At 64.2% G+C, this 14,945-nt stretch carries 14 protein-coding genes and 1 pseudogene; 13 read left to right on the top strand and 2 right to left on the bottom strand.

The window, feature by feature from the left end; all coding sequences use genetic code 11:
• The first annotated feature begins 195 nt into the window (after positions 1–195).
• The 6 genes from cra to KCX70_RS04430 all read left to right on the top strand — a co-directional run bounded on the left by cra (position 196) and on the right by KCX70_RS04430 (position 5,067).
• The gene (gene cra, locus KCX70_RS04455; RefSeq protein ID WP_212619419.1) at positions 196–1,185 is read left to right on the top strand and encodes a catabolite repressor/activator; all 990 of its coding nucleotides are present in this window, start codon (positions 196–198) and stop codon (positions 1,183–1,185) included.
• A gap of 150 nt (positions 1,186–1,335) precedes the next feature.
• Positions 1,336–1,641, top strand: a complete 306-nt coding sequence (locus KCX70_RS04450; protein WP_212619418.1) for a nucleotide pyrophosphohydrolase — start codon at positions 1,336–1,338, stop codon at positions 1,639–1,641.
• Complete coding sequence (locus KCX70_RS04445; protein WP_212619417.1) at positions 1,638–2,387, top strand: methyltransferase domain-containing protein; 750 nt, start codon at positions 1,638–1,640, stop codon at positions 2,385–2,387. Before KCX70_RS04450 ends, KCX70_RS04445 begins: the two co-directional genes overlap by 4 nt.
• Positions 2,388–2,404: 17 nt before the next feature.
• Positions 2,405–3,016: a DUF4136 domain-containing protein gene (locus tag KCX70_RS04440; protein ID WP_102846990.1), complete on the top strand. Its 612-nt coding sequence runs from the start codon at positions 2,405–2,407 to the stop codon at positions 3,014–3,016.
• 28 nt (positions 3,017–3,044) lie between these two features.
• A complete protein-coding gene (locus KCX70_RS04435; RefSeq protein WP_212619416.1) occupies positions 3,045–3,605 on the top strand; it encodes a DUF4136 domain-containing protein in 561 nt (186 codons plus the stop codon).
• Positions 3,606–4,617: 1,012 nt separating this feature from the next.
• The gene (locus tag KCX70_RS04430; protein ID WP_102852975.1) at positions 4,618–5,067 is read left to right on the top strand and encodes a DMT family transporter; all 450 of its coding nucleotides are present in this window, start codon (positions 4,618–4,620) and stop codon (positions 5,065–5,067) included.
• 14 nt (positions 5,068–5,081) lie between these two features.
• Here KCX70_RS04430 and KCX70_RS04425 read toward each other — a convergent pair whose 3' ends face one another.
• On the bottom strand, positions 5,082–6,014 hold the full coding sequence (locus tag KCX70_RS04425; protein ID WP_212619415.1) for an SdiA-regulated domain-containing protein: 933 nt from the start codon (positions 6,012–6,014) through the stop codon (positions 5,082–5,084).
• A 215-nt stretch (positions 6,015–6,229) separates the two neighbouring features.
• On the opposite strand from KCX70_RS04425, the gene KCX70_RS04420 reads away from it, so the two are divergent.
• The 7 genes and pseudogenes from KCX70_RS04420 to KCX70_RS04390 all read left to right on the top strand — a co-directional run bounded on the left by KCX70_RS04420 (position 6,230) and on the right by KCX70_RS04390 (position 13,742).
• Positions 6,230–6,523: a hypothetical protein gene (locus KCX70_RS04420; protein ID WP_045424622.1), complete on the top strand. Its 294-nt coding sequence runs from the start codon at positions 6,230–6,232 to the stop codon at positions 6,521–6,523.
• 111 nt (positions 6,524–6,634) lie between these two features.
• The gene (locus KCX70_RS04415; RefSeq protein WP_212619414.1) at positions 6,635–8,017 is read left to right on the top strand and encodes an MATE family efflux transporter; all 1,383 of its coding nucleotides are present in this window, start codon (positions 6,635–6,637) and stop codon (positions 8,015–8,017) included.
• Between the two features lie 17 nt (positions 8,018–8,034).
• Positions 8,035–8,493, top strand: coding sequence for a DUF2214 family protein (locus tag KCX70_RS04410; protein ID WP_021208774.1), 459 nt, complete (start codon positions 8,035–8,037; stop codon positions 8,491–8,493).
• Positions 8,494–8,596: 103 nt separating this feature from the next.
• Complete coding sequence (locus KCX70_RS04405; protein ID WP_212619413.1) at positions 8,597–9,703, top strand: catalase family protein; 1,107 nt, start codon at positions 8,597–8,599, stop codon at positions 9,701–9,703.
• A gap of 88 nt (positions 9,704–9,791) precedes the next feature.
• The gene (locus KCX70_RS04400) at positions 9,792–10,622 is read left to right on the top strand and encodes an NYN domain-containing protein (protein ID WP_021208776.1); all 831 of its coding nucleotides are present in this window, start codon (positions 9,792–9,794) and stop codon (positions 10,620–10,622) included.
• A 144-nt stretch (positions 10,623–10,766) separates the two neighbouring features.
• Positions 10,767–11,135 (top strand): annotated as a pseudogene (locus tag KCX70_RS04395) (hypothetical protein); the annotation flags it as partial.
• Positions 11,136–11,609: 474 nt separating this feature from the next.
• Positions 11,610–13,742 carry a TonB-dependent siderophore receptor gene (locus KCX70_RS04390; RefSeq protein ID WP_212619411.1) on the top strand — a complete coding sequence of 711 codons (2,133 nt, stop codon included), beginning with the start codon at positions 11,610–11,612 and terminating at the stop codon, positions 13,740–13,742.
• A 177-nt stretch (positions 13,743–13,919) separates the two neighbouring features.
• On the opposite strand, the gene KCX70_RS04385 is transcribed toward KCX70_RS04390, so the two are convergent.
• Complete coding sequence (locus KCX70_RS04385; protein ID WP_212619410.1) at positions 13,920–14,885, bottom strand: integron integrase; 966 nt, start codon at positions 14,883–14,885, stop codon at positions 13,920–13,922.
• Positions 14,886–14,945: the final 60 nt, after the last annotated feature.

Here is a 14,945-nt window from a genome sequence, read left to right as displayed (position 1 = left end):
GTGTCGCCGAAATCCTGATCGACGCCTGAGACCGGAACACTGCTGAAACGTTTCAGCTAAGGTTGGCACATTACGCAATATTGGGTAATTCTAGAAGCCCGAGTTCATACCACCCGTCTTCGCCCGGCCTGTCTTGCAGGGTACGGCGCGCCATCGCCACCGCGACGTAACGGGACCAGACCCTAGGATCTTTAGTTGAAACTGACCGACATTGCCCGCCTCGCCAACGTTTCGGTGACCACCGCCAGCTATGTGCTCAACGGCAAGGCTGCACAACGCCGGATCAGCCCGGCCACGGTCGAGCGCGTCATGGCCGTGGCCGAACAGCAGGGATTTCAACTTGACCAGCAGGCAGCTGGCCTGCGCCGGGGGCAGTCCCGGACGATCGGCTTCATCGTTCCGGATCTGGAAAACCCCAGCTACGCACGCCTGGCCAAGCTGCTCGAGCAGCGCGCCCGCCAACGCGGCTATCAGTTGCTCATTGCCGGCTCCGACGACGAGCCCGACACCGAGCGCCAGGTCATCCAGGTGCTGCGCTCACGCCGTTGCGACGCGCTGATCGTCGCCAGCAGCCTGCCAGCCGACGATGCCAGTTACCGAACCTTGCTGGCAGCCGGCACCCCGGTAATCGCCCTCGACCGTGCCCTGGACGCCGAGCACTTCTGTTCCGTGGTCAGCGACGACCGCGAGGCGGCGGCGCAGCTGACCCGCTCCCTGGACGTACCGAGCGGTGCGCATATCGCGCTGATCAGCGCGCGGCCTGCACTGCCGATCAGTCAGCAGCGGGAGCAGGGGTTTCACCAGGCCCTCGAGCATCACCGCGGGCCGATCAGCATGCTCCAGGCCGAGCAGTTCAGCCGTGCCTGCGGCCGCGAGCAGATGCTCGCCCTGCTCGACCGCGGCGCGTTGCCCGATGCCTTGATCACCACCGCCTACGTCCTGCTCGAAGGCGTCTTCGATGCGCTGCGTGAGCGCGACCTGCTCTGGCCCGGGCATCTGCGACTGGCGACCTTCGGTGACGCGCAGTTGCTGGACTTCCTGCCGATCCGGGTCAACGCGATCTCCCAGCAGCACGATCAGATTGCCGAGCGGGTGCTGGAGCGAGCGATCGCCGCCATCGAGCAAGGCGACTATCGCCCCGGGGTCATCGCCATTGCACGCGAATTGAAAGTGCGCCGCCCTTGAGCGATGAACCCGTAGCGGGCATAGAATGGCCGCCGACGCTGATCGCGAGCAGACTCGCCGTTACAGATGCTTGCCGCGATCCGGAAACAATCAATTGCGGTCAGCCATAGGCCGCACCGGCCCCGGCCTTTTAACGAGCCCGCCTTTCTGATGAACATTGAACAGATCACTCAACGCCTGCATGCGATCCGCGACCGCAACGACTGGCGGCGTTTCCACAGCCCGAAAAACCTCGCCATGGCCGCCAGCGTGGAAATGGCCGAGCTGGTGGAAATTTTCCAGTGGCAGACCGAGGACGAGTCGCGCCAGCTATCGGCTGACCAGCTCGACCATGCCGGCCAGGAAGTGGGCGACATTCTCACGTACCTGCTCTTGATGTGCAGCGAACTGGGCATCGACATGGAGCAGGCATTGCTGGCCAAGCTCGCCGACAACGAAAGGCGGTTCGTCCGATGAGCGATCGACATTTCGACGAACTGGCGACGCGCTTCGCCGAGAAGATCTACGGCGGCGCCAAGGGCGCGATCCGTCTCGCCGTGCTGCAGGCGGATCTCACCGAAGCCTTGCCGCAGCGCCCACTGCGTGTGTTGGACATTGGTGCGGGGCTCGGCTACATGAGCCTCTGGCTCGCACGGCAGGGCCATCAGGTTACGCTGGCCGAGCCTGCCGAACCCATGCTGGAAGGCGCTCGCAGGCAATTCGCCGAAGCAGGCCAGAACGCGACGTTCATTCAGGCCCCCTGGCAGGACGTGGAAAGCCACGTCGAAGGCCGTTTCGATCTGGTCATCTGCCATGCGGTGCTTGAATGGCTGGCCGAACCGCAGGCGATCCTGCCAGTGCTGCACCGCCTGGTTGCCGAGGACGGCTGGCTGTCGCTGGCCTTCTACAACCGCGATGCGCTGATCTACCGCAACCTGCTCAAGGGCCATTTCAAGAAGCTGCGCACCCAGACCTACGCCGGTGAGCGCCAGAGCCTGACACCGCAACAACCGCTCGACCCGCGCGAGCTGGCGGCGCAACTCGCGCCGCACTGGCAGGTCGAATCAACCAGTGGCGTGCGCGTATTCCATGACTACATGCCCGCCGATTTCCAGGCCCGCACCGAGCCTGCCGAGCTGATCGAGATGGAGCTGGCCTACCGCCGCCATCCGACGTTTGCCGGCCTCGGGCGCTACCTGCACTGGATGTGTCGGCCCCGCTGAGCCGACCGGGAGGTCCAATGTCGTTGCGCGCTGTTCTCACGTTGCTCTGCCTGAGCCTGGCTGCCTGCCAGAGCGGCAATCCGTATACCGAGGAGTCGGCGCCGATCCCGCCAGCCCCGCCGATCGAGCAGATCCAGTCTCCGATCTACCCGGCCGCGCCGCGGGATTTTTCCAGCTATCAAAGCTGGAGCTGGCGCAACCAGCCAGCCGGCACTGCCTCGATCGCTGGCGAAGAGCTGCAGGAAATGGTCGCCGGCGCCCTTGACCAACGCGGGCTGCGGCCGGCCCCCGCCGGGACCAAGGGCGACGTCCAGATCAGCGCGAGCGCTCGGCTGGAGACCCGTGTTCGCCAGGTATACGATGACTACGGACCGCGCGTCGGCGTGGGTCGCTACGGCGGCTATGGCCCGGGCTACGGCAGCGGCGTCGGGATTGGCGCCAGTGCTCCGGTGGTCCGCAACTATGAAGAACAGGTCATCACGGTGCGCATCGAGATGATCGACAGCGCCTCTGGCCAGACCGTCTGGAGCAACCGCGCCGCGTCCCGCAGCGGCAGCACCCAGGCCGAACGCAAGGACGCCGCCCGCGAAGCGGTGAATAGCGCCCTGGCCGACTACCCGCCGCATTGACCCGCGCCTGAGCGCGAGGAGGACCACGATGTTCCGCTCATTGCTGATGCTGCCCTTGCTACTGGTGCTGGCCGCCTGCCAAGGCCCCCAGGTGCAACGGGATTTCGACCCGCAACGGGATTTTTCCACCTATCGAACCTGGAGCTGGCAGGAGCCGGCCCTGCAGTACCGGCCGGACGATCCGCGCATCAAAAGCGACCTGACCGAGCAACGCATCCGCAGCGCGGTAAGCGAACAACTCGACCAGCGCGGCTTGCGTCAGGCCCAGTCCGGGCAGCAACCGGATGTACGCGTGCAGACCTGGTTCATCGTCGATGAACGTACGCAGCAATACACCACCGCATCGATGAGCGCCTGGGGCAGCCCATGGTACGGCTATTGGGGCGGTCCGATGCTCACCGACACCCGGACGATTCATTACCAGGTCGGTACCTTGCAGATCGACTTCTACGACGCGAAAGACGGCAAGCTGGTCTGGCGTGGCAGTTCCGAACGGATACTGCGCGACGATCCGGGCAGCCCACAGGAACGCACCGGAGTGTTCCGCCAGGCCGTCACCGACGTGCTGTCGCAATACCCACCGCACTGACCTGCCGAGCCGCGCCTCCTGTTCTTTTTTGCGGGAGGCGCCGCCTTATGCAGGCCGCGCGCTTTTCCGTGGGGAGCCGCGACCCGCGGCGAATGGCGCCGGCTCGGAGCCCGAAAAGCTTCGCCCCGAGGGCGGGCCTCCCACAAAAGCGGTCAGTGCATGACACCGCATTGCGCGGGTGGCACGCATTTTCTGTGGGAGCCGCGACCCGCGGCGAATGGCGCCGGCTCTGTGCCCGAAAAGCTTCGCCCCGAGGGCGGGCCTCCCACAAAAGCGGTCAGTGCATGACACCGCATTGCGCGGGGGGCATGCATTTTCTGTGGGAGCCGCGACCCGCGGCGAATGGCGCCGGTTCTGTGCCCGAAAAGCTTCGCCCCGAGGGCGGGCCTCCCACACATTGAGCCCGTGCATGGCGCTGCGTTGCGCAGGTCGCACGCTTTTCTGTGGGAGGCGCGACCCGCGGCGAATGGCGCCGGCTCTGCTCCCGAAAGCTTCGTCCCGAGGGCCGGCCTCCACCAATTGAGCCCGTGCATGGCGCTGCGCTGTGCAGGCCGCGCGCTTTTCTGTGGGAGGCGCGACCCGCGGCGAATGGCACCGGTTCGGTGCCCGAACAGCTTCGCCCCGAGGGCGGGCCTCCCACAAATCGAGCCCGTGCATGGCGCTGCGTCGTGCCGGTCGCGCGCTTTTCTGTGGGAGGCGCGACCCGCGGCGAATGGCGCCAGCTCGGTGCCCGAAAAGCTTCGCCCCGAGGGCGGGCCTCCCACACATTGAGCCCGTGCATGGCGCTGCGTTGCGCAGGTCGCACGCTCTTCTGTGGGAGGCGCGACCCGCGGCGAATCGCGCCAGCTCGGTGCCCGAAAAGCTTCGCCCCGAGGGCGGGCCTCGTACAAAGCAAAGCCAAAACAAGCAGCTCGCTACCCTTGTCGTAGACGCGCCGCGCACCGAAAATGGCCGGCCAATCACTGCCCTGCCGTTCCGGCTGGCCAGCTTCTCAACCCTGGAGACAAATCGCATGCCCGTCGTCGCCTGGTGGCTTCTCATCCTGCCGTTCGTTGCCGGAGCCTTTCTGCCGCTTCAGGCCGGTATCAACGGGCAGGTCGCCAAGCACTTCGGCAGTGTGATGAGTGCCGCCATGCTGTCGTTCGCGGTGGGCACGGTGGCGCTGATCTGCGTGGTGTTGTTCCAGCGCGACATGCCGGGGCTGCAGGCGCTAAGGGGTCTGAACTGGTATCACTGGTGTGCCGGCCTGCTGGGCATGTTCTTCATCGCCACGGCCGCCTTTGCCGGGCCGCGCATCGGCGCGCTGCTGTTCATGGCGCTGGTGTTGGCCGGCCAACTGGGCATGGCCTTGCTGCTGGACCACTTCGGCTGGGCGGGCTTTCGCCAATCGTCGATAAGCCTCGGCAAGGTCGTGGGGCTATTGCTGATTTTCGGCGGCGTCTGGATGATCCGCCGCGGCTAAGCCCGGCGGTTGAGCTACTTGCGTTCGAAGGCGTAGAACAGGTTGGGCTCGCTGACCAGATAGAGGTCGCCCCGCGCGTCGAAGGTCATGCCTTCGGCCTGTGGCACGCTCTTGTCGAGGCCGGCAAAGCCACTCCACAACGAGCGGAAGCTGACCAGCTCGCCGCGGCCATCGAGCTCCAGCAGCATCTTGGCTTCATCGCTGAGCAGCACCAGATGGCCGGTGCGCTCGTCGAAGTGAACCGAGGACAGGTCGCTGGCCATATCCTTGTCTTCGATCCACGCCTCGCGGTCGATGACCTTGATGTTCAACTGCCCGTCGAGGCTGGCCTTGAGCCCCTGAATCTCGTACAGCTTGCGCGGTGAGTGCTCCTTGACCACGAACAGTCGGTCTCCGGCACGATCGTAGCCCAGCCCCTCGAACCCGGCATTGTCCTCTTCGCCCAGGGCCAGCGACAACGAGGCATAATCACCGCGCTGCAGCGCGCCGGGCCGGTTCGGCACCGGCATGATCACCAAGGTCTGACTGCGCTCCTCGGCGACCACCAGCAGGTCATCGCCCAGATAGGTCACGGCCTCCACGTCGGTGAACCCCTCGAGCGGGTAGCGCGCCATGAACTGGCCGTTCGCGTCGATCGCCACCAGTTCCTCCGGGTTATTCACCACCGCCCAGAGATGGTTGCGCCGCTCATCGAAGGTCAGTCCGGAGAGGTTATCGCGGATCGACGCCACCGGCCGCGCATCGACTCGCACTCGATACTCCGGCAGCCAGAGGCTGCGGGCCTGGCGGCTGTCCGCGTGCCATGCCGATTGCACGGCATAGAAGATTCGCTCGTCCAGATGGACGCTGGCGGCCGCGTAGAGCAGCCCGGCGGCGAGCGCTCCCAGGCCCCACACTTGCGGACGAAGCGCGGGCAACCGCCAGGGTATGTTGGAAAGCAATGGCATGTTCGGTACTCGTCTCGCAGCATTGGCGAGACAGACTGCTTGGGAAGGATTGCATTTGCGTGACGCGCACCACTCCGGCGCGAATCAGCCCGCTAATGACCCGGCCAGTCCCGGCTGGTTCAACGAGCGCACCGGGAACTGCCGGACGGTTTGGTAGCCCAATGCCGCAGGAACGGCCGCCCCAGCGGTCGCGGATCGTCCGACAGGAGCGCAGCATGCAGGTGGAAAGCTTTTTCGAATGGTTGGGCCAGGCGCTCGGCACGGTAATCCGTTACATCGTCGATGCGCTCAGTGGTTTTTTCGGCCTGTTCGCCGATGCCGGAGCCAACTTCCTCGAGGGATTGTCACGAACCCTCGGCATGGACCGCTCGCTGATCAGCCTGATCGCGCTGGCGATCGGCCTGATGCTGCTGGTCGGTGCATTTCGTGCCTTTTTCCGTCGCTCGATCATCGCCGGGGTGATCTATCTGTTCCTGGGGCTCTGGTTATTGAGCTGGTTGATCCACTAAGCAAAGCCAAAAGCTGGAGGCTGGAGGCTGGAGGCTGGAGGCTGGAAAGCCTGACGCTTGAAGCCTGCAGCCCAACACGCTGTATCATGCCGGGCCACTCTGGAGCCCTTCATGTCACGGTTGATGACCGCTTGGCAGCACGTCCCCACCCACAAGCGGGTCTGGGCGCTGGCTGCACCGATGATTCTGTCCAATCTCTCGGTACCGCTGGTGGCGCTGGTGGACAGCGCGGTGATCGGCCATCTGCCGCACGCCCATCAGCTGGCCGCCGTGGCGGTCGGCGGCAGCCTTTACACCTTGCTCGTCTGGGTTATGGGCTTTCTGCGCATGGGCACCACTGGCTTCGCCGCCCAGGCCGCCGGACGCGATGACGGCGGCGCGCTGCGCCAGGTCCTGCTGCAAGGCCTGCTGCTGGCGCTGGGCTTCGCCCTGTTGCTTAGCCTGATCGCGCTGCCGCTCAAAGGTTATGCGCTGCAACTGATGCAGCCATCGGCCGAACTCGATGACCTGACTCAGCATTACTTCCACACCCGCCTGTTCGGCCTGCCGGCGGCGTTGGCCAGCCTGGCGCTGATCGGCTGGTTTCTCGGTACTCAGAACGCCCGCGCGCCCTTAGCGATTCTGCTGACCACCAACTTCATCAACGTCGCCCTGGACCTCTGGTTCGTGGTCGGCCTGGACTGGGGCGTGGCCGGCGCCGCTCGCGCCTCGGTGGTGGCCGAATGGAGTGGCGTGCTGGTCGGCCTGGCGCTGACCCGCGGCGCGTTGCTGCGCTACCCGGGACGGCTGGATCGTCGGGCGCTAGGGCTCTGGTCCAGCTGGCGACCGCTGATGTCAGTCAATCGCGATATTTTCGTGCGCTCGCTGGCGCTGCAACTGGTGTTCTTTCTGGTCACAGTGCAGGGCACGTGGCTGGGCGATGCCACGGTGGCGGCCAACGCACTGCTGCTCAACGGCCTGATGCTGACCGCGCATGCGCTCGATGGCCTGGCCCATGCGGTCGAAGCGCTCAGCGGCCACGCCATCGGCGCCCAAAACCGCACTGAGCTGCGCCGCATCCTGACCGTCGCCGGCGGCTGGTCGTTGCTGGCGAGCCTGGCCTTCGGCCTGTTCTTCCTGCTCGGGGGAGAGCTGTTCATCGGCTTGCAGACCGACATCCCGGCGGTGCGCGCAACCGCCATCGCGTATCTGCCGTATCTTGCAGCGCTACCGCTGGTGGCCGTCTGGAGCTATCTGCTCGACGGCCTGTTCATCGGCGCCACCCGCGCGCGGGAAATGCGCAACGCCATGCTGCTCGCCGTTGCGATTTCGCTACCATTGGGCTGGCTGTTGCGCGGACTGGGCAATCATGGATTGTGGTTGGCCTTCCTCGCCTTCATGCTCCTGCGAGGCATCTGCCTGGGCAGCCTTGCCAGAACCCTGCAACGTCGGCAGCAGTGGTTCGCGCCCAGCCATACGGTTCGGCAGGCAGCACAGCCACAGCCCCTTGACTGACCAAAGGAATCTGAACAATGGCCTATGCCATCGCCGCTTACCTGCACTTCGTGGCGATCTTCCTGCTCTTCGCCCTGCTGGTGCTCGAGCACCAACTGTTCCGCCTGCCATTGAATTTCAAGCGCGCCCGCAGCCTGTTCCGCGTCGACCTGGCCTTCGGCATCGCCGCTGGCCTGGTGCTGATCACCGGCGCGGCACGCGCGATGCGCTACGGCAAAGGGCTGGACTACTACCTCAACAACAGCTTCTTTCACGCCAAGATCGGGCTGTTCGTGGCGGTTGCGTTGCTGTCGATCTTCCCCACGGTGACCTTCTTGCGCTGGCGCCCTGCGCTCAAGGCCGGCCAGGTTCCGCTCATCACACCAACCGCGGCGCGCTGGGTCAAAGGCGTGATTCGCATCGAGCTGCTTGCGCTGCTGCTGCTACCGCTGCTGGCGACGCTGATGGCGCGCGGTTTTGGCGTGAGGCCACTGTAGCGGGCGGTGACTGCCCGGTTTCGGACACAACCATTGCCGGTTCCGACTGTCGACAGCAGACCGCGCGGTACACCGCGCCGCCTTTACTGCCGGAGCCGAGCCCATGACCGAACGCCTCAGCATCACGCCCCTTCCCTTCCACCCCGCATACGAGCAAGTGCCTGACGACGAAGCCGAGAGCATTGAAGGTCTGATCCAGGCCATGCGCGAGATCGCCGAGACGACATACGCCGACGGTGGCCACGCGATCCGCAGCGTGCATGCCAAGAGCCACGGCCTGCTGCAAGGCGAAATCGAGATCCTGCATGGCCTGCCGCCGGCACTGGCCCAGGGTGCTTTTGCACAGTCAGGCAAGAAACCGGTGCTGATGCGCTACTCGACCAATCCGGGCGACATTCTCGACGACAAGGTTTCAACCCCGCGCGGGCTGGCGATCAAGCTCATCGGTGTCGAGGGCGAGCGACTGCCCAATAGCGACGGCCAGGTCACCCAGGATTTCGTCATGGTCAACGCGCCGGCGTTCATGGCTCCGACGCCCAAGGACTTCCTCAAGTCTGTGAAGCTGATCGCCAAGACCACCGACCGCGCGCCCCGCGCCAAGCAGGCGCTGTCTGCCGCTCTGCGCGGTGCCGAGAGTCTGGTTGAAAAAGCCGGAGGCGAAAGCGCGATGCTCAAAGGCATGGGTGGTCATCCCACCACGAACCTGCTCGGGGAGACCTACTACAGCGTGGTTCCCGTGCTCTACGGACCTTATTTCGCCAAGCTTTCGCTGGTCCCGGTGTCCCCGGAGCTGAAAGCCTTGACGGACCAGCACGTCGATCTGAAGAACAGGCCGAACGGCTTGCGCGAGGCGATCAGCGACCACTTCGCGCAGCACGGCGGCACTTGGGAGCTGCGCGTTCAGCTGGCCACGGACATCGAGAAGATGCCCATCGAAGACGCCAGCGTGGTCTGGCCGGAAGAAGACAGCCCTTACGTGGCTGTTGCTCGGATCGAGGTGCAGCCGCAGACAGCCTGGAGCGATGCCCGCTCGGCGGTGGTGGATGATCAGATGTCCTTCAGCCCCTGGCATGGTCTCGCGGCGCACCGCCCACTCGGCGGCATCATGCGTTCACGCAAGCCGGCGTACGAGATGTCAGCGGCGTATCGCGCACGCCACAACGGCTGCCCGCTGCATGAGCCGAGCCAGTCGCCCGACCTGCCGAACTGAACACAGTCAAGGCGCCTCGCCTGCGCTGCCGCTGGCCGCACGGCGGCGCAGGCGTTATGGTCGGGCGACATTCATCCAGGGACGAATCATGGCCGCCAAACCCAGCAATACTCGTCAGCAGATCCACCTCGCCGTCCTCATCGATGCCGACAACGCACCTGCCGCCATCGTCGAGGGGCTGTTCGAGGAAATCGCCAAATACGGCGTTGCCAGCGTCAAACGCATCTACGGCGACTGGACCAAACCCAATCTGGGTGGCTGGAAGAAGGTCCTGCTGGACTACTCGATCCAACCCATCCAACAGTTCGCCTACACCTCGGGCAAGAACGCCACCGACAGCTCACTGATCATCGACGCCATGGATCTGCTCTATACCCGGCGGTTCGACGGCTTCTGCCTGGTCTCCAGCGACAGCGACTTCACCCGTCTGGCCGCCCGCCTGCGCGAGGAAGGCCTGAACGTCTACGGCTTCGGCGAACAGAAGACACCCTCGCCGTTCGTCTCCGCCTGCGACAAGTTCATCTACACCGAGATTCTCCGCGCCGATGCACCCAAGACCTCCCAGGAGCCGCCGAGCAACGGCGAGAAGGCGTCCGCACCCACACCAACGGAGAAGACCGAGGACGACGCCCGCCCCGCTGAGCGAAGCGCCCAGGTCAAGGCGCAGAAGGTGCCGGTGGACTTCATTGCCAAGGTCCTGAGCGACATCGCCGACGAGGATGACGACTGGGTCCAGCTTGGCCTGCTGGGCTCGAGCATCAGCAAGCTGCGCCCGGCATTCGACCCGCGGCTCTACGGCTTCAAGAAGCTCAGCGACCTGATCAAGTCGCAACCGAAACGGTTCGAACTGGACAGCCGAGGAACGACCTCGACCGGCGGCAAGGCGCTGTACGTGCGCAACCTCCAGGCCTCGCGATAGACGTCGATCAGCAGCGATTCGACCGGTGTCGGTCATACCCCGTCATCGGCCGCCGCGAACACGTTATGCAACCAATCACGTTCGCCAGGACCGAACCCTCTCCCATCGAACCCTTCTAAGCAGACACAACTTGCGGAGGTACCCATGACCAAGCCACTCCTCATTGCCTGCGGCGTCGCCTTTTGCGTGCCAATGGCCTTCGCTCAGACACCGAAGCCCGAGGTCATCACGCACCTGAACGGGCTCGACGTAGAAGTCAGTGCCATGGGCGTGCCAACCTCTACCCCGGAAGCCGGTGTCGAGCTGGTGGGGATTCGCGCGGTTCGGGTGATGAACAAAAGCGAAGAGACCGTGACCTGCGAATTTCACGTGCCGGATGAGGCTCGAGCGGATGCGTCGGCGCCACCGGTATTCACCGTGACCTCCAACAGCCAGCGGGTCGAGCGGGTGCCAGGTGACTATTCACCGGACAAGCCCTTCGCGGAGCTGACCTGCCGCGCCGCCGACAAAAGCATCGGTACGCCGACGATGGCGCCTTCCAGCGAGCCCGCCGCCGAACCTGCGCCACAAAAGACGACCGATACGCCCGATGCCAGCGAATCCACGCGCTCGCGCGAAGGCTCCGACCGCAGTCGTTGAACGCTAGCGGCGCCGCAATCAAGAGATCCCACCCCGCGGTAGCGCAGAGGTACAAGGCGGCTGATTAATCGCTCTCCCGCAGCGGGACGCCACCGTCACCAGGCGAGCGATTTATCGCCATCGCCCCGCCCTGCTCAACCGCCGGCTCAGCCCAGTTGGTTCGCAGCGCATCGCCGCGCCAGCAAGCATGCGGCCTAACGCGACTCGCCACGGCCGATCGTCAGTCAGAGCCTCAAGCACATCCGAGTCAGGCACCGCAAAGGTGGCGTCGGCGGCATTGTTGATAATAATTATCAACATATATAGCATTCGCGCACTTCCGCTCGACGCCTTATAGAGAACGACCCCATGCGCCGCTTCATCGTCCCTGTCCTGTCGCTCCAGGCGCTTGCCTGCACGGCCCAGGCCGCAGAACAGCCCGCTTCATCCAGCGAGCCCATCGCCCTCGGCCAAATGGAAATCACCGCTTCACAAGCCGAGCGCGCCGACGGCCCGGTAGATGGCTATCGCGCCACCCGCTCGGCCAGTGCGACACGGACCGACACACCCATCCATGAAATCCCGCAGTCGATCACCGTAGTCCCCGCGCAGGTGGCACAGGATATCGGCGCAACGCGGCTCGAAGACGCGCTGGATTACGCTGGCGGCGTCGAGCGGGGCAACAACTTTGGTGGCCAAGGGCTGACCGAATTCCTGGTGCGCGGCTTCAGCTCCCAGGAGTTCTACCGCAACGGTTTCGCCGTCAACCGCGGCTATCCCAACATGCCGGACGCCGCCACCATGGAGCGCATCGAAGTGCTGCGCGGCCCGGCCTCGATGCTGTATGGCCGCGGCGACCCGGGCGGCACCTTCAATATCGTCAGCAAACAACCTCAGGCCGAACGCCGCACCGTGCTGGGTACCCAGTTCAATACCGAAGGGCTGCGCCGCGGCACGCTGGATACCACCGGCGCGCTGGACGAGCAGGCCGATTTCACCTATCGCCTGAACCTGGTAGCCGAAGGCGCCGACAGCTTTCGCGACCACGTCGAGAGCGAGCGCTACAACGTCGCGCCAGTGCTGCGCTGGGACCTCAGCGCCGCGACCGCCATCAGCTTCGAAGGCGACTACCTGCACAACCGTCACCCGCTCGACCGGGGCGTGACGCGCTACGCCAACCAGCAAGGCCAGTTACCGCGGGACCGCTTCCTCGGTGAAGAAAGCGCCGGCAAATTCGCCAATGACAACGCCACGACCCAGCTGCGTATCGAGCATCTGCTGAATGACCAATGGACCCTGCGTGGGGGTGTGCAATACCTCGACGGCTCGCTGGAAGGCGGAGCGGTGGAGAACAACGGCCTGGCCGCTGACGGCCGCACCGTAGGGCGCAACTACAGCGAACGCCGGCTGGAATGGAACGACACGGCCATCCAGGCCAACCTCGAAGGGCGCTTCAACGCGCTGGGCTTCGCCCATACCCTGCTGACCGGCGTCGAGTACGACGACTTCAACTACAACTCGCGTATCGATCGTTCCGCGGGTGGCACCAACGCCTTCCCGATAGATATCTACGAACCGGTCTACGGCCAGCCGCTGCCGCCCATCACGCGCACCACCACGTTCGATGATGAAGACCTGCAATCCTATGCCCTGTTTCTGCAGGATCAGGTCGAGCTGACAGAGCGTTTCACCCTTCAGCTCGGTGCGCGCCTGGAACGCTTCGAGCAGGAGTACACCAACAAGCTGTCGCCCACCGGTAGCTGGGACCAGGCGCATAACGCCGTGTCGCCGCGCATCGGTGCGATCTACGACCTGACTGACGCGCTGGCCGTCTATGCCAACGCCTCCCGCTCGTTCAAGCCCAATCGCGGCGCCGACCGCAGCAGCCAAGCATTCGATCCGGAAGAAGGCATCGCCTACGAAACCGGCGTCAAGTACGAACTGCCCGAGCACAACCTGAGCGTGACGGCGGCACTGTTCCATATCACCAAGGAAAACGTGCTGACGGCCGATCCGCTGGACAGCAACTTCCAGATCGCCGCGGGCGAAGTGCGCAGCCGCGGCTTCGATCTCAGCGTGGCCGGCAACATCACCCCGCAATGGCGCGTGATCGGTGGCTATGCCTACGTCGACGCCGAGGTGACCGAAAGCAACAGCGCCAGCATGCCGGTGGGCAGCCGTCTGGCCAACGTACCGGAACACAGCTTCAACCTGCTGGACACCTACGAGTTCGACAACGGCGCCCTCGACGGACTAGGCCTCGGTGTAGGCGTGAAGTATGTGAGTTCGCGCAAGGGCAGCACCTCCAATACCGCGTTCGACATGGGCGCCTATACCGTGGTCGACCTGCTTGCCTACTATCCGCTGACCGACCGCGTTCGCCTCAACCTCAACCTCGACAACGTATTCGACGAGGAATACGACGAACGCGCCTGGGGCAACATCTGGGCCTATCCGGGTGCCCCGCGCACCCTGCAGGCCGGTATCTCCATCGAGCTGTAACAGTGCGTCGGCCAGGCTCGGGAAGCCGCTCGACTGCTTCCCGAGCCTGCCGCGTCAGAACACCTCTCCCACCCTATCTGATCAGGCAGCACCAGACGTGTGGTTTAGCGATGCGCTCTGTTCTGCATGTGCCGCACTGAGCTCAACGGGCGCAGCCGATACGACCGACGTGGCCGCCTAGAGCCGGTCCAATGGGCTCAATACCGCAAGGCCGCCCCGATTGAGCACGTGTGTATAGATCATCGTGGTCTTGACGTCCGCGTGCCCGAGCAGTTCTTGCACCGTCCGAATGTCCTGCCCGCTCTCCAGCAAATGCGTGGCAAAACTGTGGCGCAACGTATGCGGTGTCGCCAACTTGGCTAGTCCCGATGCTTTCACGGCACGCTTGAAAGCCCGCTGCACGCGTTTTTCATCGAGATGATGACGCCGCACAGCCCCGCTGCGCGGATCCACGGAGAGACCCGCTGCCGGGAACACGTATTGCCAAGCCCATTCCCAAGGCGCCTTGGGGTACTTGCGGGCCAGGGCGTCCGGTAGGTAGACATCTCCCCCGCCATCGGCCAATGCCTGTTGATGGAGTACCCGCACCCGAGCAAGGTGACGCCGCAGCGGCTCAATGACACTGACGGGCAAAACCGTGACACGATCCTTCTGGCCCTTACCGTCACGGATAAGCAACTCGTTACGTGAAAAATCGACATCCTTGACTCGCAGCCGCAAGGCCTCCATCAAACGAAGCCCGGCCCCATATAAAAGCCGCGTGACGAGACCGACCTCACCTTCAAGGTGTCCGAGCACCTGCTGCACCTCTTGTATGGACAGCACCACAGGCAGACGCGAAGGTTTCTTGGCACGCACAACTTCCCCAAGCCAGGGCAAATCCTGTTTAAGCACCTGCTTATAAAGAAACAACAGTGCGGCAAGAGCCTGATTTTGCGTAGAAGCAGAAACATCGCGCCGAACGGCAAGATCAGAAAGGAACGCCTCCACCTCCGCTGCGCCCATTTCTGAAGGGTGACGATAATTGTGAAACCGCACGTAGCGCTTGATCCACTCGCAATAGACACGCTCAGTTCTGATCGAGTAGTGTTTCAATCTGATCTGTTCACGAACCAGATCGAGTAATCGCGGCTTTCCATCCATGGTGTATAACTCCCTTATACAGTCATCATCCTCTTGGAACGCCCAGCCTAGACAAGGAGC

The organism is Stutzerimonas stutzeri (assembly GCF_018138085.1).
GTDB lineage: Bacteria > Pseudomonadota > Gammaproteobacteria > Pseudomonadales > Pseudomonadaceae > Stutzerimonas > Stutzerimonas stutzeri_AI.
This window is presented reverse-complemented; position numbering and strand designations above follow the sequence as displayed.